Here is a 19908-nt window from a genome sequence, read left to right as displayed (position 1 = left end):
GAACCAGGTTTTGGGCTGGTTTTTGCTTAAGAACCGACGGATTACCAGAAATTACAGGGGATGTTGAGCCGCCATCTTGGCCGGTGATGGCTGAACGGTGTTCTGCCCTGGGAAACTCATCTGGGTGGGGGGCTGGACGGCGCGGGGCTAAAACGAAAACGGGCGGCTTTGGCCGCCCGTGAAACCTGGAATGCGCAGCAAGATCAGGCAATGATGAACGCGTCGTCGTAGATCGTCACATAGCCCATGTCATCCAGAGCGGCGATGGACATGTCTGACATCTCGTTGCTCCAGTTCAACTGGCCGGTCATGATTTCATTGGCAAAGGTGTCGTCGTCCCAATGCACGCCCGCAGTGCCCGCCCCGCCATGGGTTTCGACCGGAACGCCCAGATCCGAGAGAGGATCATTAAGGGCTGTCCCACTGAAATCGGTATTATACGCCTCAATGGCATTGGCTCCATTGAACCGCAGGTCGCCATTGTAATCATCGATCAGACCCATCGAACTCCAGAGCGTGCCGAAGCCGAGCGCATGCGCCATCTCGTGGAGGATGACATCCTCCCAGAGCCCATACGATTGCATAGTTCCCACATCGGCAGAGTCGATCTTCAGGTAACCCTCACTCGGCAGCAGGCTGTCAGAGCGCAGAGTCGAAGTACCGCCCCAACCCCAAAAGCCGCCCGTCCCATCGATACTGGTCAGGCTTGCCGAGATTTGGATGTCATCGATTCCGTTATAGTTGGGCAGATCACCGGTGATAATGTCGCTGAAATATTCCGCAGCGGTGTAGAGCCCCTGTTTCAGATCCTCTGTCCATGCACCACTGAACGTTAACTCGATGTTGAATCCTTCGGGTGTATCGAGCCCGCTGACATAGGTATTTGGATCGGTTGAACCCAGGTTAATCTCAGTCGTCACGGGCTCGGTGGTCGCCACGGGCTCGGTTGTCGTCACGGGCTCAGTTGTCGCCACGGGCTCAGTTGTCGTCACGGGCTCGGTTGTCGTCACGGGCTCAGTTGTCGCCACGGGCTCAGTTGTCGTCACGGGCTCGGTTGTCGTCACGGGCTCAGTTGTCGTCACGGGCTCATCCTTAGTCTTACCCCCGCCTTTGCCCTTGCCATTGCCATTGCCCGCGTCGATTGGCTTCGCACCGGCACCTGATAGTTCGTCGCCGAAAGCGCTCACGGGCTCTTCAACCTGCCCACGCAGAACGTCTGGCAAATCCAGGCTCAGGTGATCAAGCACCGAACGAGCTGTTTCCAAATGCAATCCTGCCGTCTCCAGTCCCGGCACCGTGTCGGGAACATCTTCTGGTGGACTGGGGATATCTGGCGAACCGAGCGCCGAAAGAGCCGTTTCAGCATGGAGCGCGGCAGTTTCCAGCCCAGGGATCGGGTCAGCAGCAATATCGGGGAATTTCTCGGCAACTGCCTTTTCGCCACCGGCGAAGAAGGCCATCGCGACATCCGGATTAAATTCGCCTGGCAGAATATCCGCCAGTCGATCCGTGGGGAGACCCCGGATCACGTCGTCTTTATCTTTTGCCATCTCAGTGCTCCGCTCGATTTACTGCGTCTCTTAGGGGCGCATTTTTCGGGCAGATTACGTCGAAATTAAGGACAGAAACAAGGCGCCTTGAAGAAAAGGCGCCTTAATTCTAATGCATCTTCATGCCATTTTTGGCGGATTTACGCCGCTTTTCGGGACTTCCGACGGCCCACGGCCACAAGACTACCAAGTGCGGTGAGGATCAGAGGCAGACCCGCTGGCAGTGGCACGGGTGGTGGTGATGGTGGTTTAACGCCGCCGCCCGGAATGTTGTTCACATAGCCCTCACTGTAACCTCCGTCATGAGAACGCACATGCATTCCCATGCGGAAAAGTCCACTGGTAAGCGCTGCGCTCAGGTCCGCAAAGGCAAAGGTGCCATCGTAAAAAAGTTTCAACACCAACTCGTCACCTACCTGAATACCAGCTGTATTACCTGCTGCAGAATCAGCGAGAAGCCCGGCTGTCGTATTCCAGTTCACGGCGTTGCCACCCGGAAGGCTTTTAGGATTAGCCGACCCAGCTGTGAAATCTGTACCAGTTTGGCTAATGATATTAGCCGCGGTCATCGGCGCTTTAAAGAGCGGGGTGCGGTCGTCAAAGTAAATTTCTGCTACGTTAAGATCATCATTGTCACCCGCGATTACGCTGAAGGCGAACAACGCACCATCTGTGTCATCGGTGTAAGTCACACCCAACTGCGCCGCGCCCCCAGTTCCGCCATTTGCCGTGATCTGAGAAAAGCTTAGTGTCGCAGCCTGCGCTGCGGACACGGAAAACATCAAGCCAAGCCCGAAAATCGCCGCCGAAGTTATCCGACCAGAAACCTTTAAAATATTAAACATTTTCACCTCCTCGACGCCTACACGTCGCGATTCACCTAATCTACCACGCCCTGTTATCAAGACGCAGATTAAATCACCGGAGCTAACTCCGGATTGCTGTATTCATGGTCAACTTGAATTGACTATACAGCGACGCCTCATTTTCGCCTTAATCTCTGTGTGAGTCAAAGTATTTCAAAGTATTTCAAATCGAACGCAACCATGAGGGGAGATTGAGGGCAGATTCAAAATCAATACACGCCAAACCTGAATCAGTTGCGTTAGACGAAACAATAGGTCCCGCTCATGGCATGACTGATGTGTCAGGATCTTATTTTGGATGATTCGGTTTTACGGGCGAGGATGCCTGTTAGCTGCCCTGCGGTCGGGCCGTGGCATCTGTGATCCAGTCTTGTGACCCTGCGCGCAGAGCCAGAATTGCGCCTCCCGCCAGCACGCTCAGCGCGCCCACGGCGGAATAGATCAGAAAAGCCGTCCAGATCGAATGTCCCAGGATCAGAACCGTCAGGGCAGACACGGCCCCAATGACACTTCCGACAAGGATAAGTCCAACGATCATCTGATGCTCCCCTTTGATTTCACAACCTATGATTGAGGTTATGTTTTCAACTCGCTCCTGTAAACATAATATTGCTTTGAGACCAAAGCTAAGCACGATTAGGGCAAAATTATGTTACTAAACCGTTACAGTTTCGCCGAGATCAGATAATTTTCCGCTCGTGCGAGTCCTTCGCGCAACACATGGCCCCTTTTGAGGCCTCAAAAGCATTAAAAGAACCGAAATCACCCGGTTTTATTGACAGATCAGCCGCACCCGCCTCAGACCCGTTTGCGCACCCAGCCCAGAAAGGCCGCGTCGGGGCTGCGCAGGCGGGGGCGCCCGGTGGCGACCCACCAGCCGCGCCAATCGGCCTCGAGCGCATAGGCATCCAGGCCCGGCGCCAGGCGGCGCGCCTCCGCAAGCGCCTCGGGGCTCAGGTGCGGTGCCTCGCCGGGGCTCAACACCACTCGGCGCGGGCGTACATGGATCATGTCCCCCGCTTCCTCTGCCAGTTCGTAATCGGGCAGATGGTTGGCCGCTATCATGTCACGGATCATGCGGCGGAACACCCGCAGCGGCGAGGCCGAACCCGACTTGTGCGCCAAGACCGGCAGCGAGACGCGCCACTCTGGCTGATGACCGCAATGCTTGCGCGCCAACTCGTAGATGCGCCGCTCCAGCGGTTTGCGCAGACGGAAATAGTCGCGGCTGAGTGTCAGCACAGATTTTGCCATCACCGCCCGAAAGAGCCAGTCCGCCAGAGTGACCCGCACCGAGATCATGCGCCCGCCCCGGGTGCGGCGCTGAATCTGCCAGGCCTCGATCAGGCCAAAACCGGTCGTCTCCTCGATATCGGCTGTGGTGATATTGGTGGTGATGCGCGTGCCTGCCAGCCGCTCGAACGCCTCAACCAGACGACGATAGCCATCGCCCGAGGTTTCCCGGTTGGTGGCAACCAACAGATCATGAGCCCGCAAATGCAGGGTGCGGCTGATCGGGCGGCCGGCGTTGAGCGCCGCCATCAGCTGGCTGATGCAATAGATCAGGATGTCCTTGTCAAAAAGCGTGGCCCGCCCCCGCACCGACGGCGTGACCGTCACCGTCACGTCATTATGGGCATAGGTAAGGACCCGCAGATCCGCCCGGGTCGACAGCGCGAAAAGCGGATGCTCCATCGAGGCCAGATCGTCCTTGGGAAGGGCATCCAGGATGTCACAGACGAAGAAATCCGCCGTCGGGTGGCGCTCGGGCAGCAGCTTTCGCCCCTGTGATACAGCGTAACCGCCCATGTCCCGCGCCTGCTCTATTTGTTTCGGGGTTTCATTATCACCACCATATGCAGGACCAGAGTTTAGGTCCAGCATTCCGGACCGCCGTATCGTGGGATCGGAATCGTTTGAACGTGGGATCAGAGTCACCCTATCGTGGGATCGGAATCGCCTGGGACCACAAGAAAGTAAAATTCAAATTTCAGATCAATGGCTTACCAAGACCGGATTTAGGCGTAACTACTAAATAACAGATAATTAACTGGAAATTTTTTGTACCCCGCCGTCAAACAGACGGTAAAAATGGGTCAAACCTATGAATTTACTGAGAATCATGCCTGCTGAAACGGTAGCTTCCCATTTAAAGGCATGAAAACATTTCCATGTGCGCATATTAGTGGTACATATCTCAAAACAGAGCACATGAGGCACAAAATGGCACGCGACGGCAATGCCCCCCTGCCCCCCTATTTCAACATTTCTCCTGATGCCGCCATGGCCGATCTGGACCCTCCCCAACAGACGGCTGATTTCGGCAAAATTTCCGAGGCCTGCTTTCGGGGAAGGCGCGATCTGGCATCTCGTGGGCTTGACGATAGCGGCACACGAAAGTTGCGGCTTTTTTCGACCTGGGAAATCACGCGGTACCTCATCCCGATTGCAACCGCGCACTTTCGGCGCGTGCTCAAGGCCAATCCGGATCTGCCGCAGGGCCAGACGGAAACCGACGGCGGGGCCAAATGGTTTACCCTCGACGAGGTATTGCGTCTGCGGGCGCATTTTGCTGCGGAAGGCTCCAAGACCAAGGAGTATCAGCCGTGGCGCCCCGAGGGCCTGCCGGCCAAGATCGTGGCCGTCGCCAACTTCAAGGGCGGCGTTGGCAAGACCTCAACAGCAGCACATCTGGCGATGTCGGCCGCTCTGGACGGGTATCGCGTTCTGGTGATTGATCTCGACAGCCAAGGCTCGATGACATCGATCTTTGGCGGCAAGGTCGAGGATGAATGGGGCACGGTCTTTCCCCTCCTCGCCCGGCATTACGGGCGTCACCTGCAAGAAGAAAACCGTCTGCGGATGCAGCGCAACGAAGCCCCGCAACCGCTTGATGACACACTGGCCGAAGCCATGAAGATCGGTTCCCGCGATCTCATTCAAAAGACCCACTGGCCCAATATCGATCTCATTGGTGCGCAGCTGAACCTCTACTGGTCTGAATTCCAGATTCCCGTCTGGCGCATGGCGGCGCGCAGCTGGAAGCTTTGGGACGCGCTGACAGAAAGTCTGGAGGCCGATGGCATCCTGCAGGACTATGATCTGATCTTTCTCGATACGCCCCCTGCTTTGGGCTATCTGACAATCAACGGACTTGCGGCTGCGGATATCCTTCTGGTGCCTCTCGGGGCCTCTTTTCTGGAATTCGACTCGACGGGGCGGTTTTTCGAAATGCTCCATTCCACATTTCAATCCATTGAGGATGGTGAGAACATGGCAGCCCGCGCGCTTGGCCGTGATGGCGTTCGTTTCGAGTGGGATGCCGTGCGCGCGCTGGTCACCCGTTATGACGCCGGGCAGCAGGCAGAGCTGGCAGGGCTCATGCAGGCCTACCTTGGCCGCGCCCTCGCCCCGCAGCGGCAGGACTATACTGCTCTGATTGGACAGGCCGGGGAACAAGTGAGCGGCATCTATGAGGCCGATTACCGCGACTTCAATCGCGAGACATATATTCGTGGCCGCGAAACCTTTGATGCGACCTATGCGGCTTTTAAAAAACTTCTGTTTGGCGTGTGGCGTCGCGATCAGCTGGCGCAAGAGAAATCGGAGGTTGCCGAATGAATATGCTCTCGTGCGTGGTGAGCGCGACCCCTCCGATTTGTGCGTCAAACCCAACATGGACACCGGTAAAATGTTTCGCATGCGAAACATTTGCGCTCGTCCGCCTTTCTTTTACGGAGGTATTTTATGGCAAAGCGTAAGCGCCTCAGCGGTCCGCTTCAGGATTTCCTGACGACATCGGAAACCCATTCTGCCCCCGCCTCATCAACCGCGCCTATTGCCCGGGTGGCCGGCGACGCATCCGTCAGCGCGGCGCTGGAAGAGGTGAGCCGGGAGCTTAGCAGTGCCCGCGACGAGGGGCGGCTGGTCGTGCGGCTGGCCCTCGATACGATTGATGCCGCCTGGCTGATGCGTGACCGTGCCCACCCGGGTACGGCTGACGAACCGGATTTTTCAGCACTGATAGATAGCCTGCGCCGGAATGGACAGCGCAACCCGATTGAAGTCGTCGACATGGGGGCGGGACGATATGGTCTGATTTCCGGCTGGCGCCGTCTGACTGCGCTGCGCTGCTTGCATGATGAAACCGGAGACGACCGCTTTGCCACTGTGCTTGCCTTCCTGCGCCAGCCCAAAAGCTCGGAAGAGGCCTATGTGGCGATGGTGGAGGAAAACGAAATCCGGCTGGGCCTGTCCTATTACGAGCGGGCACGTATTGCGGCGAAAGCGGTCGAAGCGGGGGTGTTTCCTTCCTCCAAGCTTGCGTTGCAGTCTCTCTTTGCCACAGCCTCGCGCTCGAAACGCTCCAAGATAGGCTCTTTTTTGAGTCTATATAGGGTTTTGGGGGATAATATCTGCTTTCCTCAAGCTTTGAACGAACGCCTGGGATTGGCGCTTGTCAAGGCTCTTGAGGCGAATGAGAGGGCAGGGGCGCAACTGATAGAGCACCTTAAATCCGCCTGTCCGGATAGTTTTGAGGCGGAACAGAGACTGTTGTCAGATTTCGTCAATACGGTCGAGAACTCGACGGAATCCGTCCGTGCTCCGTCGACACCCCCGGTGTCTGAGGCGTTGGCGCCATCGCCTGATACGGAAAATTCAGTCTCTAACCCGGCTGAAGAAGTATGTCCTGGCATTTTTCTCTCCCAGAAGGGTGGGAAGTTGCAGCTTTCTGGCCCGGCAGTTAATCCAGTCTTTCGGGACCGTTTAGAGGCCTGGCTTAGAAAAAATACGGATACGTGAAAGTGTTTCGACGGGCGAAAATGTTTCGCATGCGAAACATTTGGCCTCTGGAATGTGGCTCCCTTCGTCTCTATTCCAGCAAATCAGTTGCTTCATTCTGGTCGAGATCGACATCGGCATAATAGGCGGATGCCTGGGCGAGCGAGGCGTGCAGGCTTAAGCGCATCGCAACTTGAATAGGTACACCATCAAGCGCGGCCTGTGTGAGAAAACCCGACCTGAGCCCGTGTGGACTGGCCAGTTCACGTGGCAGGCCTGCAAGCTCAAGCCTTCGCTTGACGATCTGATAGATTCCGTCACCTGTGATGCCCCGCTTCAGGGGCCGCCCGGATTTGCTGATCGGACGAAAGAGGGGGCCGTCTTCGATCTCGGCTGCGTCAATCCAGGCAACCAACGCTCGGGCCGATACGCCCTTGAGAACCAGCTTGGGGGTTGTCTCTCGGGTCGTGGTCTTGGTTTTTGTTAACCGTATCCAGGCAAGGCTTCGGGTCTCGAACTCCTCCAGGTCGATATCTTCGCGCCTGAGCCCGGTGATTTCTGATCGACGTCGACCGCCGCTGGCCCAGCCGAACAAAAGGATTGCCCGGTCGCGCGTACCGCGCAGGCCCGGTTCGCAAGTGGCAAGCATCTGCTTCAGCATGTCCCGAACAATGGGTTTTGCGGATTTTGCCGCTTTTGGACGCGCTGCCGCCCGTCTCGCCTTGGCGCGGGCCTGGCGCACCATGGGGGCGTCAAAAGGGGAGGGGAGGTTTTTCATGCGGTGGAAGGCACGCCAGGAGGCGATGCGCCGGTCCAGCGTCGCCGGGGCAGGGCAGGCGAGGCTTTTGCGCAACCCCGCCACAATGAGCGCCTCTGCGGCCATTCTGGCGCTTTCCGAGGGATCCAGCGCCGCCAGATCCCGAGCGTGATCGAGAATGAAGCGCAGCGCCACGCTCTCGTGTTCAGGCCATTCCGGATTGCTGCCGAAGACGGTTTTCCGCCAGGCGGTAATGTAAACGAGATCCCGCTCATAGGCCCGGAGTGTGTTCTCCGGCGTGCCGCGGACATAGAGATCGGTCAGCGCGTCCTGATCGGCCGCAGTGAGCTGGGTCTGGGCGGAGAGGGGCAGGGGGGTCATGGATGAACCTTGTCGCCGCAAGGCGGCACCGCCTGACCCCCTTGAGAGCGGACAGGAAAGCAGCCCATTATCCGGGGCAGGTCGATCTGATCTAAGCACATATTCCGAAGGCTCTTCGGCTAATTTTTCCAGTCGATTTTGCCCGAATATATTCGGGCGTTCAATAGAAGTGATAACTGTAGCTTATCATGTATAATGTTATAATTTTAAAAACTGGCCAGTACTGTGCAAAATAAATATATTTTGATTATTAACAGCAATTTACCCAATTCTTGTTGAGTCTGAGAATAGCCCCATAGGGCTAGGGCGTACATAGAAGTCGGCGCACCCAAGCTGGTGCCTTTGGTGCTAGCGCAACTCGGACAAAACCCGCAAACAACTGGCATATCCTGCCAATGTCATAACTTCGCGTTGAAACCGATTAAGCCTCAGAAAACCAGTGGGTTTTCGAGCTGACTGGTAGGCGAACAAATATCCTCTATTTCCTGCTAACTTCGCACACCTCTAAATCCGCTTATTTTAGAAATGGCCTGAGTGGAGTCCGAGGTGTTCCATGATCCCGATCAGGGCGCGATCTGAGAGGGCGTCGTGTTCCCGACAAAGCCGCTCATAGGTACGCCAGTGCATCCCCTTAGGCTTCTTCCAGCCAGGACCATTGAGAATACCTGGTTTCCAGCCAAGCTTGTCGCGGATGTAGTCAGCTCGCCGCGCCGCACGATCACCCGGCTTTTCACGCTGAGAAGGATAGGCCAGATGGTAGCAGTGACGGCACGCAAAGATTGCGCCGCCGTAGAGTATGGCGACCCGCCGACCGCACCCACGGGCAGGGCATAGGAACCACTGCCGGTCGCCGCCCAGGTGGCAGGGCGTGGTATCGAGATAGACCGGATATTTTTCGGCCTGCCATTCGCCGCCATGATCACGATGGCTATAGTCCAGGATCACGCGGCCCGGTTCATACCTGACATTGATCGAGCCTGTAACTCGGCCAGCACGGGACCACGTAAGGTAACGGCTTACCCCTGCGGACAGAAGCCCCTCGCGTTTAAGCCACCGAATGTCAATCGAGCGATAGCTTTCTGTTGTCTCTGCCCCGAACTGCCAGTGCCGCCCGCTACCTTTTCCGCCCATGCCTCACCTCAGGATTTTACCGAAATCATTTGGAAACTTTCCCGTTTATAGGATGCCGCCTTTGCGGTTTGAATAGCTTGCAGGCGATTTTATCCACCCCCCACAAGGGGCTTTTCACAGAGATGGCGCTAACGGCGCTTCCTGTTGGCTCTGCTGCCGATACTTTTGCAAAAGGAACCACATTAGGAGCAGAGCGCGACGTTGCCTCAGGCGAAGCTTTCTTATCCTTTAAGCAATCCAACACCTCAGTTAGCGTGGTCGCTTGCGGTAAGAGATATCCCGATTCAGGTAGTCCCATGTCGCAATCCTTCTTTGAAGGGGGAGGCTCACCACATGATCTTGCACGAAACGGAAGCCTGCATGCCTTTCAAGATGTGCCAATCGTGTGCTGTATCAGCGCCACGTCGTATAATCGGTCATTGCATCCGACCCTGCCACCCGCCAGCCCTGCGTCAACAGGCGCGCGCAGCACGGGTTGCCTATGAACTCAGCCGCAAAAGCGGGATCGGCCTTTGGATATGCACCTTTGAAAACAGGGAAGCACCCTGCCGGGGCGGGGAAGCGTTTGACACCGGCGACATGTGATGGCTACCAGCATACCTATGAAAACTGCTCTTGTTACCGGCGCGGCCGGCTTTATCGGATATCACCTGAGCCTGCGCCTGCTGGACGCGGGATGGCGGGTGATCGGTCTTGATTCTCTCAATGCCTATTACGATCCTGCGCTAAAACAGCACCGGCTTGATCAATTGATGGCGCATGAGGCCTTTGTGCCGGTGCACGGCAAGCTGGAACAGCCCGGCTTGTTGTTGGATTTGTTTGCCGAACACCGCCCTGACCTGGTGATCCATCTGGCCGCTCAGGCCGGCGTGCGCCATTCGATTGAGGCCCCGCGCGATTACCTTGAGGCCAACCTGATCGGCACCTACGAGCTGATTGAGGCCGCCCGCGCCTATCCACCGGCGCATATGCTGATGGCCTCGACAAGCTCGGTCTATGGCGCCAACACGCAAATGCCCTATCGCGAAACGGATAAGGTCGACACCCAGATGTCGTTTTACGCGGCCACCAAAAAGGCCAATGAGGCGATGGCGCATTCCTATGCGCATCTCTACGGCTTGCCGATCACCATGTTCCGGTTCTTTACCGTCTATGGCCCCTGGGGCCGCCCGGATATGGCCTATTTCAAATTCACCCGCGCGATTTTGAACGGCGAGTCGATCGACGTCTATAACAACGGCGAGATGCGGCGCGACTTTACCTATATCGACGATCTCGTCACTGCGATCCTCGGGTTGGCCGAGTGTCCCCCTGGGGACGTCCCTGTCGGGGATCACGACAGCCTGAGCCCGGTGGCGCCATTCCGCACCGTCAATATCGGCGCCAGCCAGCCGGTGGCCCTGATGGATTTCATCCAGGCCATCGAAAAGGCGATCGGACGCGAGGCCCGGAAAAACATGATGGGCATGCAGCCTGGTGATGTGCCCGCCACCTGGGCCGAAACCCAGCTTCTGCGTGACCTCACCGGCGTTGAAATGACCACGGATGTCGAGACCGGCGTAAAGAGGTTCGTAGAGTGGTACCGCACGTATTATGACGTTTAAGGCCTGTCTGGGCACGACGCTGCATATCGGTACTGCGTCATCCGTCGAGGATGGCCCGCGTCCGTTCGGACAGCCAGATTTTCCGTAGGGTCAGGGCAAGCCCGTGCTGGCGGGCCTGCAAGAGGCGCTCTTGTGGCGTGCGGGCTCTGCACCCGCGCGCTGGTCGAACGACCTGATTAATCCTGGATTCAGCTCAGGCTTTCTTTGCCTTGCGTCGGCGGCTGATAAGGCCCATCAGGCCAAGGCCCGTTGCAAGAAGCGGCAAACCTGCAGGCAGGGGCACGACCGAAAGCGTGACGTCCGAAAGGATCGCACCAATATTGTCGCCGCCCGCGTTCTGGAACGACAGAGCCCCGCCATCCGTCGAGAAGACCCATGTCGTGAGCGGATCCGCTTTGATGTGATCTCTGAACTTGCATGTAAAGATGCTTTTCCGTCAGGATGTAATATGTGCCACCGCAGGCGGCGCTCCTGGTTTTCGGGGTTTGATCTGGCTGATGTTCCCTACCTTCTCTCGACGCAAGCTGCTCCGGTGTCTGGCCGGGCTGGGGCTCGTCCCCGGGGCCGCACTGTCTCAGGTCAAAGAGGGGGCGGGCGCTGATCCGGTGCTGGCGAAAGATGGCACGGTTCTCGTGCGGTTATCGTCGCTGTTGCGGGCCGGCCCGGCCGGGCGACTTCTGGCGCGGATCACATTCCCTGAGACCAGTGAGCCGGTATTGGGCCCCAAGGCGCATGAGGCCGGGCATCGCCTGCTCTGGAAGCTGGTCTTTGAGGGGCGCGCGGCGGGCAATCACGGCGATCTCTATGAAAACCGCGACCGTGGCCATTCGCGGCTGCCGCCCGAGGCGCATCCGCAGCTCACCCATGTGGCCTATGATACAGAGGCGCGTGAGGCCGGGCTTGATTACGGCTTGGCGGGGTCAGTCCTCTTTGATGCGCCGCTCATTGGCAATTCCTCTACTGCGGTCAGAGACGGGCCGCTCTGGCGCTCCTTGCCGCGTCTGGCCCTCGGCCAGCCCGGCGGCGCTCAGCACCTCTATCAGAACTATCTTGCCGGGCAGATTCATGTCTATCCCGAGCATCGCGACCATGACCGTGAACATGGGGACCTGATCCCGGCCAATACGCCTTATTTCCTGATCTCGCAGGGCTCGTCAGGCTCGGACCGGCCCCATCTTGAGGCGCTTGCCATGATCCTTGCGGCGTTCCGGCCCGAGACCAAGGCGTTCCTGTACCGAAATCAGCTTTTGGCCCCGACGGTGCAGATGGTCCTGCGCCGCAGTCTCACGGCGGTGCGCAGCCGGTCCGCCTACCTGTCGGGACTGGCGCACCCCTCGGTGATCCCCCGTGATCAGATCAACCTGATGCGCATGGTGCAGCTGGCCAATGCGCTGACGCCCGAGACGGTGCCGCCGATGGTGCGGCTGGCGGTGCTGTCCGAAGAGGATGCCGTCGAGGGCATCGACTATTTCGGCGAGGGGCTGAGTGAACGGCTTTTTGATACGCCCGCCGCCATCGCCCGGATCTGGCGCAGCCACGCCTATCGCCGCAGCATGACCGTCTCGGCCGAGGCCACGCGCGATCCGAACGGGCGCGCACCGACATTCATCTGGCAGGTCCTGCGGGGCGATCGGGCGCGCACCCGGATCGAACCGCTGGACAACCGGGGCCTGCGCGCCCGGATCACCGTGGACTGGCAATTGCCGCGCCCGGTGCCGGGGCGCCCTGAAATTCGCTCGAACCGGGTGGATATCGGCGTCTTTGCCCAAAGCGGTGCGCAGGACAGCGCGCCCGGCCTGATCTCGATCCTGTTGCCGCAGCACGAGACGCGCCGTTACGGCCCCGGCCCCGATGGTGCGATGCGGATCGAGAGCATCGACCGCCAGGTACCGCCCGATGGCTATGCCGACCCGGTGCTCTTTGCGCAGGCCGACTGGCGCGACGATTACAGCTATGATGCTGCGGGCGCTTTGCTGGGCTGGGAGCGGCAGGGGCCGGTGGGGCGCATGCGGTTTGATGCGAAAGGCCGGAAGATTACACAAGGTGGACCGATGCCGGTGCGCCACATGGTCAATCGCCCGTCGGGGGCGGCTCCCCGGATTGTCCTGAAGGAAATGCCTGGCGAAGAGGGGGAATAGGCTGGATGAATCGTCCCTGCCTCCCGGCCATGGGGCCAGACTCCGCGTGCGGTGGTTATCTCCAACAGGTGAAAATCAACTGGACATTTGGCCTCGCCGCGCTCTGGCGGCGCAAGCGGGCAGCCTGACCGTAATCATCTAAAAAAAACGCCAAAACGTTCGCTTCCTGCGGCCGTTTTCTGTTTCAGAAGAGGCGATTCGCGTTCGCGATCAGATGGAGCGTTTGTTCTTGATTTGACGACAATCGGGCCTGAACTCATGAATTGATGCGGCTTGAGGAATTCACCCGACGTGAGTCAACTCATGGTTGATAGGGTGCCGCGAAATACATCCGAATTGGGGCCAAAACGTGGCAGATTTCTGACTTTTCTGTTCCCAGATCGCCTCAGCCCGTGTATATTGATAATGATAAAGATTTATCCTGATAAAGGGGAATGTAAAATGAGTTTTATGAGAAATGCTTTGAGCAAGAGCAGTGTGTCCGCTTTGGCGCTTTCTGCAGGCTTTGCAGTAGTAGGCGCTACAGCGAGTGCACTGACAATCACGATTGATGACCTCAGCACTGCTGGTGTCGATCTCACTATTAATGATGGTGATATTGGTCTTGACCTTGACGGTGTAGTGAATGGGATCATCATCTCGGGGCTGCACACGGTTGGTGGATATACTATATCCGGTCTTAATGCAGCATCGACAGATGCATTAGGAGAATCCGAATTGACACAGACATCGCTTGATGTTGCCGGTGGTTCGACCGGCGGGCTCAGAGTGATTACGTCCTCCGTATTCAGTGCGGGTGCTAATAGTCCGGATGCAAGCAACCTCTCGTTCAGTTTGGGTGGTAGTGAGTTGAATAGCACTGTCAGCGGCTTCGGCAGTGCTGGCGGCACGCCAACTGCAACCCTTTCGTTTAGCCCGGGCGCTGACGGAACGGACTCTTTCTCGGCTGATACCAGTACCTCAGCAGTTTTGTCTGACCCGTTTACTATGTACTCCCAAATTGACATTGGTAGCGTGAAGGCAGGTCATCAAACCAGCCTGACAGCAACAGTTATTGCGGCTGTTCCGCTTCCGGCAGCAGGCTTCCTGTTGTTCGGTGCGCTTGGTGGGTTGGCCGCGATGCGTCGCCGCCGCAAGCCTGCATAACGCAAGCTACGGATTATGTTTCGAGAGAGGGCCGCATGACGCGGCCCTTTTCTTTTGCCGTTCAGATATCCAGCCCCATGGCCTGTCGCAGCATCCAGACCATGCGCAGGAGACGCAGGCGAATGAGCGTGCCCGCCGCGCGTAAACGGTCGGGCAGGCCTGAGAGTTTCGGACTTGTTAGTACTCGGAACAGATGGACGAGGATACTGGCCGGCATTGCAAGCGCCTTGAGAACCCAAAAAAGACGAGTTTTGGGGCTATGTACCTTTAGGCCGAATTGTTCTTTGGTAAGACGCCGCCATTTGCCGCGCAGTGCGGCCCAGTCTTGCCGCGAGGGGTGCCCCACGCGCAGCCCGTCCTCGTAGATCAGCCGATATCCTTTGGCGGTCGCGCGAAAGGACCAATCGGTATCCTCGGACACCCCGCCCCGAAAGGGGCCTACATCCTCGAACACATCCCGCCGGGTGATCAGATTGCCGGTGCCGGAAAATCCCTGAACCTCGATGTACTGGCGAAAATCGAAGGCAAAGACCGTCTCGAAGGCCTCGGCCCCGCTGCGCGGCGGTGGGGTTTCGTCAAACACCTCGACGCGGCCCCCGATCAGATCGGCCCGGTTCGCCACCGCGCGGCCCACGCGCACCCAATCGGGGGCGGCCACGCAATCGGCATCAATGAACATCAGCTGCGGGGCAGAGGTTTCGCATACGCCACGATTGCGGGCCGCAGCCGCGCCTTTTTCGGTCTCGGTGATAAAGCGGATATCGGGAAATCTGGCTTGGATCTCGCCGAGGGGCTGGGTCGAGCCATTGTCGACCACGAGGAGCTCACAGCCCGACAGATCGTTCTCCTGCAGCGCGGCAAGGCAACGCTCCAGCCGCACCACATCATTGTAATGCGGGATGATGATCGCAATCTCGGGGATTGCTTTTCCTGTCCCTGTGTTTGCCATCAATAGTAATCATACTCCTCGGCATCACTGATATAGCGGCACTTGTTGAGCACGATACCCATCACATTGGTCAATTCTGCTACCTGCCGTTCGGCCTCGTCGATACGTTTCATCGGGGTGGATTCGGCGGCAGCAATAATCACCGCACAATCAACATTCTGCAAAAAGGCGATATTGTCGTCGCTGACATTGAGCGGCGAGATATCGAAGAACGTCAGATCCGGCGCATAGTCCCGTTCGATCCCGTCCAGCGCATCACGCGCCGCCCTGCTCAGCAGGATTTCCGACGGATTGGATGCGGGGCTGTTGTTGAAGCCAAATCCCACCCGCTCTCCAAGGCGCACCCCATGGTCGGCAAAGCGCACATGGCCATCCAGCACATCCGCCATGGAATGGTCGGGCGTCTGCGACAGAATCTTGTGAAGGGTCGGGCGGCGCAGATCGAGATCAAGGCAAAGCACGCGCATATCGCGCTGCCGCTCAAAGCTGAAGGCCAGATTGGCCAGAGTGGTGGTTTTACCGGCTCCGATATCGGGAGAGACGATTGCCACCCGTCGCCAGTTGTTGCTCTGCGCCTGATGGATGATCTTGGTGCGCAAGAGATCATACGGTGCGGCATCCCGACCACGTTCTGCGGCGACCACCAGACGGCGCTTGAGCAGGTCACGATTGAGCTTGAAGGGCGTAAGTGCCGCCCAGGCCTCTTCAACCGATTGGCTGATTTCAGGCGTGGTGCTGCGTTCTGTTCGTGTGGCACTGCCCGTCTGGCGCTGCGCGCGGGCCTTGGCCAGGGCTTGCTGAATACGTTCCATCTCAAGCGCTCCTGATATAATTGTAACCGGTCACCAGCGGACGCCGATCTTGTTCATGGCCCGGTCGGCCAGCAGGTCGAGCGGAAGATAATAAAGATGCACCGCATAGACCGCTGCGGGAAAGCCCACGAGGATCACTAGGTAGACCAGAAGCTTGACCAGGCGCTTCTTGAAGATTTCGGACCGGCTGCGCATGTAGGGGATGGTTGCCAAGGGGCGCACACCGATGCGTTTCATTATATCTTCCGGCCGCCGGGCTGTACGGTTGAGCAATTCGATCAGTACAACAAGAGCGATCCCTGCCAGGACGCCAAACATTGTACCGCCCCCGGCGATCTGCATCCGGTTCGGCTTTGTGGGCCTGTTGGGCGTGGTCGGTGGCTCGATGATCGAAATCTTCTGTCCGCGTGACAGCGATTCGATCCGTTCGCCGGTACTGGCCTGGGCCAGACGATCAACGGCCGTGTTGTACTGGGCCTCAATATTAGCATAGGTCCGGTTCAGCTCTTCGAGGTTCGCGGTATTGGCCGGGGTGCTGGCCAGCGAATCCTCCAGAACCGCTAGTCTTGCGGTGATATCTTCGCGTTGCTCCTGCAGCATCGAGATGCGTGTCTCGATCTCGCTCAATTGCAAATCGAGCGTAGCCGAGCCGCGCCGCTGCGTCGGTGCGTCGGGTGCCGGTTCTTGTGTCTCTGTCGCGGTTCGCGCGTCGAGACGCTGTTCTAGCTGATCGATGCGAGCCTGTAGCATCTTCACCCGGGGGTTCTCCTCCGAGTAGATGGAAAGGGCCTGGTCAAGCTGGGCCCGCATTTCCTGCAGGCGCTGCTCGTCGGGCGACAGGCGCGCGCTCTCATTAGCCCCGAGCTGTCCGGTCGCCTCAAATATCTGTACAAGTCGCTCGCTCTGGTTCCTGAGGGTGATTATGTCCCGGTTGATTTGGCGGATCTGTTCCTGCAATGTGGACTTCTGGTCGAGGCTATACCCGAGGCTTTCCGGCAGGGCCCCGGAATTTCTGGTCTTGAATTCGAGAATTCGGGCGCTCTGCGCATCAAGATTCTGACCCAGGCGTTGGACTTCCTGTTCGAAGAACTCCATTGTGTTACCCGCGCGCGAGGTGCGGAACTCCACGTTCTGCCGCTCAATCAGGGTCAGGTATTCGTTGAGCACGCCGGCCGCGATACTCGGGCTGCGGGACTCAAAGGTGAGTGTCAGGATCGGTCCTGGGTTGCGTGAGCTTCCGGACCTCTGGATTACAGTCCGCGCCCGCATCGCCGCCACGATTTCATCGGCACTCATTGTCGGGATGTCCTCGAACACCTGCTGGCTGCGGGCCACATCGAGCAAATTAGCGCGCGTCATCAGCCGCTGTTCGATGATCTCGAGTTGCTCGGACAGCCCCACCCTGACCGTGGATGCGGCCAGTTCCGTGGGGATCTGTGGTCCTTCCAGCAAAAGTCGGGTTTGCGATTCATAGGCAGGCGGCAGAGTGAAGGCTGCGATAACGGCCACAGCCGAGATGACCACCGAGACCACAAGGAAATAATGCAGGCGGCGCAGGAAGATCGAGAAATAGTATTTCAGGTCACTCATGTCTTGTCACTCTCTTCCGATGCAAAGGAGGCTGTAAAGAACAATCCGTCGTCAAGCACGCTCTGAAGAATGTCTTCGGTCACTTTTCTCTCGTCCTTGCTCCATGTGTAAACCATTGCGATATCACACAATTGATTGACAAGTCGCGGCACCCCGCCGGTCTGCTCATGGACCATTTTACAGGCGCCGATGCTGAATTCATCCCCCTGCCCGCCGACGGTGCGCAACCGGTGCTGGATGTATTCCGTCACCGTCTCTTCATCCATTGCCGGGATGTGGAAATTTGCCGACACACGCTGCGCCAGCTGTTTCATCTTGGGGCTGCGGATCATGTCGCGCAACTCGGGCTGCCCGACCAGAATGAGCTGTATCAGCTCATCCTTGTTGGCGTTGATATTGGTGAGCATGCGCAGCTCTTCCAGCCCTTCCATTGACAGGTTCTGCGCCTCGTCGAAGATCAGCACGACGCGCCGCTCTGCGGCATATTCGGCGATCAGGAAATCCTGTAGTTTCTGGAACTTCTGCACATAGCTTGCCCCCTCGGGCACCTCAAGCGACAAGGCGTTGAGCACCCATTGCAGCAGCTCTCCGCGCCCGCCCTGCGCGTTGGAAATGAGGCCGATCGTGATCGCCTCTTCGGTGCTCTTGAGCAGGTGATGCACCAATGTTGTCTTGCCTGATCCGATTTCTCCGGTGACCACGGTTATCGGTGCGCGCGACAATATCCCGTAATCCAGAATCGTATAGGCATTGCGATGCGCCTTGGACCAGAAGAGAAAGGCAGGATCCGGCAGCAGCGTGAAGGGCCGCTCGGACAAGCCGAAAAAATCTGCGTAAAGGGTCTCCGGTTTCATATGCATCTTTCAAAACTGGTGCCGCAGGCTGGTGTCATACTGCACGGCTAGGAGTGCCACCACAGTAGAACATGAAATTCCGTCTGTTTTCATTGTACCTGTCCTTTACATGCCAATAATTCAACAGACAAATCATGCACTTTGATGGCGGGAGTGAGATATTTGGAAGGCGTATTGTGTCGCCGGATCGCTCTTTTCGGCGACGTCCCCTCACGAATCGGTTGGGGCTGTTCATGAACTATTCCCCCTACTCACGAACATTTGTTGACAGCCAGGCAACAACCACCAGATATGAGGTCGCGGTCATGTGTAACGCCCTTATCGGGAAAATACTAAAATTATATCTTTTCAGCGGCTTAGATGCGCTTCTTTGAATTCTGGCCAAATCATGTCTTGTTTTAGGCAGTCCGGAGTAGTTCACTGGTAATGGGGGTGTGATCGCGGATATGTGCTGCTCATCCAATGTTTTTATCAAAACGGATTTTACCGTGTTGGGTCCTGAGTGCCAGTTCGCTCAAAAAGTTTGTAGAGGCCATTAATTATGACTTTCGAAGATTTATCTGAAAAACCTGCCAGAATGCGGGTTGCTAGACCTGAAAGCCGTATTAGCCGCCGCGCATTCTATCGCAATGGTGCCAAGCGTTGCCTGGACATTACTCTTGTCTTGATTTCCCTGCCGATTTCCCTGCCGCTTATATTGGGCATGATGGTTCTCGTGGCGATTGCCGGGGGCAACCCCGTCTACCGTCAGAAACGCCTCGGGCGTGGCGGTCGTGTCTTTGACATGTTCAAGATCCGCACAATGGTACCGGGGGCCGACGCCTTGCTGGAAGACCATCTTTGCAAAAACCCCGAGGCCCGTCGCGAATGGGATGAAAGCCAGAAACTGAAATATGATCCGCGCATCACGCCGCTTGGCTGTTTTCTGCGCAAGTCCTCTCTCGATGAACTGCCGCAACTGTTGAATGTACTCAAGGGCGACATGTCGCTTGTTGGGCCGCGTCCGATGATGGTGGAACAGCGGGCGATTTATCCCGGCACGGCCTATTTCGAACTGCGGCCGGGGATCACCGGGCCCTGGCAGGTTTCCGACCGCAACCAGTCAAGCTTTGCCCAACGCGCCGCCTTTGACCGCGATTATCTGATGTCACTGTCTCTGTCGGGGGATCTGTCCATCCTGTGCAGGACTGTCTCGGTGGTGCTGCGCGGCACCGGATATTGACGCGCGACCAATCGAACCGCGATACTTTACGCCTCTCTTGTACCGGAGGTGGTTTGATAAGGTCTGAATGGACTGTAATAATGTCCGACTTGGCTTGTCGAACCTGTCCCGAAATGCGATGGTAAT

At 57.5% G+C, this 19908-nt stretch carries 17 protein-coding genes; 6 read left to right on the top strand and 11 right to left on the bottom strand.

Going from position 1 to position 19908, the window contains the following annotated elements; translation table 11 throughout:
• Window positions 1–203: 203 nt before the first annotated feature.
• The 4 genes from BUB78_RS16800 to BUB78_RS16785 all read right to left on the bottom strand — a co-directional run bounded on the left by BUB78_RS16800 (window position 204) and on the right by BUB78_RS16785 (window position 4225).
• Window positions 204–1550 (bottom strand): leishmanolysin-related zinc metalloendopeptidase, encoded by a 1347-nt coding sequence (locus BUB78_RS16800; protein ID WP_073200055.1) that lies wholly within the window; start codon window positions 1548–1550, stop codon window positions 204–206.
• Between the two features lie 140 nt (window positions 1551–1690).
• Entirely contained in the window at window positions 1691–2395 is a 705-nt protein-coding gene (locus tag BUB78_RS16795) for a VPLPA-CTERM sorting domain-containing protein (protein WP_084732924.1), read from the bottom strand.
• A 349-nt stretch (window positions 2396–2744) separates the two neighbouring features.
• Window positions 2745–2954, bottom strand: coding sequence for a hypothetical protein (locus BUB78_RS16790; protein WP_073200052.1), 210 nt, complete (start codon window positions 2952–2954; stop codon window positions 2745–2747).
• Between the two features lie 260 nt (window positions 2955–3214).
• A complete protein-coding gene (locus BUB78_RS16785) occupies window positions 3215–4225 on the bottom strand; it encodes a replication initiator protein A (RefSeq protein WP_073200050.1) in 1011 nt (336 codons plus the stop codon).
• A 414-nt stretch (window positions 4226–4639) separates the two neighbouring features.
• Between BUB78_RS16785 and BUB78_RS16780 the strand changes: the two genes are divergently transcribed.
• Together BUB78_RS16780 and BUB78_RS16775 are read left to right on the top strand one after the other, a co-directional pair.
• A complete protein-coding gene (locus BUB78_RS16780) occupies window positions 4640–6037 on the top strand; it encodes an AAA family ATPase (RefSeq protein ID WP_073200047.1) in 1398 nt (465 codons plus the stop codon).
• Between the two features lie 126 nt (window positions 6038–6163).
• Window positions 6164–7219 (top strand): ParB N-terminal domain-containing protein, encoded by a 1056-nt coding sequence (locus BUB78_RS16775; RefSeq protein ID WP_073200045.1) that lies wholly within the window; start codon window positions 6164–6166, stop codon window positions 7217–7219.
• Window positions 7220–7289: 70 nt separating this feature from the next.
• Here the strand turns inward: BUB78_RS16775 and BUB78_RS16770 are convergent, their stop codons facing one another.
• Together BUB78_RS16770 and BUB78_RS16765 are read right to left on the bottom strand one after the other, a co-directional pair.
• Window positions 7290–8336 carry a tyrosine-type recombinase/integrase gene (locus tag BUB78_RS16770; RefSeq protein WP_073200043.1) on the bottom strand — a complete coding sequence of 349 codons (1047 nt, stop codon included), beginning with the start codon at window positions 8334–8336 and terminating at the stop codon, window positions 7290–7292.
• Window positions 8337–8855: 519 nt separating this feature from the next.
• A complete protein-coding gene (locus tag BUB78_RS16765) occupies window positions 8856–9281 on the bottom strand; it encodes a hypothetical protein (RefSeq protein WP_220084023.1) in 426 nt (141 codons plus the stop codon).
• Between the two features lie 788 nt (window positions 9282–10069).
• Here BUB78_RS16765 and BUB78_RS16760 point away from each other — a divergent pair.
• Window positions 10070–11071, top strand: coding sequence for an NAD-dependent epimerase/dehydratase family protein (locus BUB78_RS16760; RefSeq protein WP_073200041.1), 1002 nt, complete (start codon window positions 10070–10072; stop codon window positions 11069–11071).
• A 193-nt stretch (window positions 11072–11264) separates the two neighbouring features.
• Here BUB78_RS16760 and BUB78_RS21265 read toward each other — a convergent pair whose 3' ends face one another.
• Window positions 11265–11354 carry a VPLPA-CTERM sorting domain-containing protein gene (locus tag BUB78_RS21265; protein ID WP_073200040.1) on the bottom strand — a complete coding sequence of 30 codons (90 nt, stop codon included), beginning with the start codon at window positions 11352–11354 and terminating at the stop codon, window positions 11265–11267.
• 214 nt (window positions 11355–11568) lie between these two features.
• Between BUB78_RS21265 and BUB78_RS16750 the strand changes: the two genes are divergently transcribed.
• Both BUB78_RS16750 and BUB78_RS16745 read left to right on the top strand, forming a co-directional pair.
• Window positions 11569–13209 carry a hypothetical protein gene (locus tag BUB78_RS16750; RefSeq protein WP_139279385.1) on the top strand — a complete coding sequence of 547 codons (1641 nt, stop codon included), beginning with the start codon at window positions 11569–11571 and terminating at the stop codon, window positions 13207–13209.
• 303 nt (window positions 13210–13512) lie between these two features.
• On the top strand, window positions 13513–14355 hold the full coding sequence (locus tag BUB78_RS16745; RefSeq protein ID WP_084732923.1) for a VPLPA-CTERM sorting domain-containing protein: 843 nt from the start codon (window positions 13513–13515) through the stop codon (window positions 14353–14355).
• Window positions 14356–14416: 61 nt separating this feature from the next.
• On the opposite strand, the gene BUB78_RS16740 is transcribed toward BUB78_RS16745, so the two are convergent.
• The 4 genes from BUB78_RS16740 to BUB78_RS16725 are packed head-to-tail and all read right to left on the bottom strand — an operon-like array spanning window position 14417 to window position 18566.
• A complete protein-coding gene (locus BUB78_RS16740) occupies window positions 14417–15304 on the bottom strand; it encodes a glycosyltransferase family 2 protein (RefSeq protein WP_084732922.1) in 888 nt (295 codons plus the stop codon).
• The gene (locus tag BUB78_RS16735) at window positions 15304–16116 is read right to left on the bottom strand and encodes a tyrosine-protein kinase family protein (protein ID WP_073200037.1); all 813 of its coding nucleotides are present in this window, start codon (window positions 16114–16116) and stop codon (window positions 15304–15306) included. The genes BUB78_RS16740 and BUB78_RS16735 overlap by 1 nt, the downstream gene beginning before the upstream one ends.
• A 30-nt stretch (window positions 16117–16146) precedes the next feature.
• The gene (locus BUB78_RS16730) at window positions 16147–17706 is read right to left on the bottom strand and encodes a GumC family protein (RefSeq protein WP_073200035.1); all 1560 of its coding nucleotides are present in this window, start codon (window positions 17704–17706) and stop codon (window positions 16147–16149) included.
• Window positions 17703–18566, bottom strand: coding sequence for an ExeA family protein (locus BUB78_RS16725; RefSeq protein WP_073200033.1), 864 nt, complete (start codon window positions 18564–18566; stop codon window positions 17703–17705). Before BUB78_RS16725 ends, BUB78_RS16730 begins: the two co-directional genes overlap by 4 nt.
• A 571-nt stretch (window positions 18567–19137) precedes the next feature.
• Here BUB78_RS16725 and BUB78_RS16720 point away from each other — a divergent pair.
• The gene (locus tag BUB78_RS16720; RefSeq protein ID WP_245813552.1) at window positions 19138–19782 is read left to right on the top strand and encodes a sugar transferase; all 645 of its coding nucleotides are present in this window, start codon (window positions 19138–19140) and stop codon (window positions 19780–19782) included.
• The last annotated feature ends 126 nt before the right edge of the window (window positions 19783–19908 follow it).

The organism is Roseovarius marisflavi (assembly GCF_900142625.1).
Classification (GTDB): Bacteria; Pseudomonadota; Alphaproteobacteria; order Rhodobacterales; family Rhodobacteraceae; genus Roseovarius; species Roseovarius marisflavi.
This window is presented reverse-complemented; position numbering and strand designations above follow the sequence as displayed.

Coding starts and splice junctions, on each gene's coding strand:
- BUB78_RS16775 (WP_073200045.1), top strand. CDS start 6,164: ATGGCAAAGCGTAAGCGCCTCAGCGGTCCGCTTCAGGATTTCCTGACG.
- BUB78_RS16760 (WP_073200041.1), top strand. CDS start 10,070: ATGAAAACTGCTCTTGTTACCGGCGCGGCCGGCTTTATCGGATATCAC.
- BUB78_RS16720 (WP_245813552.1), top strand. CDS start 19,138: ATGCGGGTTGCTAGACCTGAAAGCCGTATTAGCCGCCGCGCATTCTAT.
- BUB78_RS16770 (WP_073200043.1), bottom strand. CDS start 8,336: ATGACCCCCCTGCCCCTCTCCGCCCAGACCCAGCTCACTGCGGCCGAT.
- BUB78_RS16785 (WP_073200050.1), bottom strand. CDS start 4,225: ATGGGCGGTTACGCTGTATCACAGGGGCGAAAGCTGCTGCCCGAGCGC.
- BUB78_RS16750 (WP_139279385.1), top strand. CDS start 11,569: ATGTTCCCTACCTTCTCTCGACGCAAGCTGCTCCGGTGTCTGGCCGGG.
- BUB78_RS16745 (WP_084732923.1), top strand. CDS start 13,513: ATGGTTGATAGGGTGCCGCGAAATACATCCGAATTGGGGCCAAAACGT.
- BUB78_RS16780 (WP_073200047.1), top strand. CDS start 4,640: ATGGCACGCGACGGCAATGCCCCCCTGCCCCCCTATTTCAACATTTCT.
- BUB78_RS16795 (WP_084732924.1), bottom strand. CDS start 2,395: ATGTTTAATATTTTAAAGGTTTCTGGTCGGATAACTTCGGCGGCGATT.
- BUB78_RS16735 (WP_073200037.1), bottom strand. CDS start 16,116: ATGGAACGTATTCAGCAAGCCCTGGCCAAGGCCCGCGCGCAGCGCCAG.
- BUB78_RS16800 (WP_073200055.1), bottom strand. CDS start 1,550: ATGGCAAAAGATAAAGACGACGTGATCCGGGGTCTCCCCACGGATCGA.
- BUB78_RS16730 (WP_073200035.1), bottom strand. CDS start 17,706: ATGAGTGACCTGAAATACTATTTCTCGATCTTCCTGCGCCGCCTGCAT.
- BUB78_RS16790 (WP_073200052.1), bottom strand. CDS start 2,954: ATGATCGTTGGACTTATCCTTGTCGGAAGTGTCATTGGGGCCGTGTCT.
- BUB78_RS16725 (WP_073200033.1), bottom strand. CDS start 18,566: ATGCATATGAAACCGGAGACCCTTTACGCAGATTTTTTCGGCTTGTCC.
- BUB78_RS16740 (WP_084732922.1), bottom strand. CDS start 15,304: ATGGCAAACACAGGGACAGGAAAAGCAATCCCCGAGATTGCGATCATC.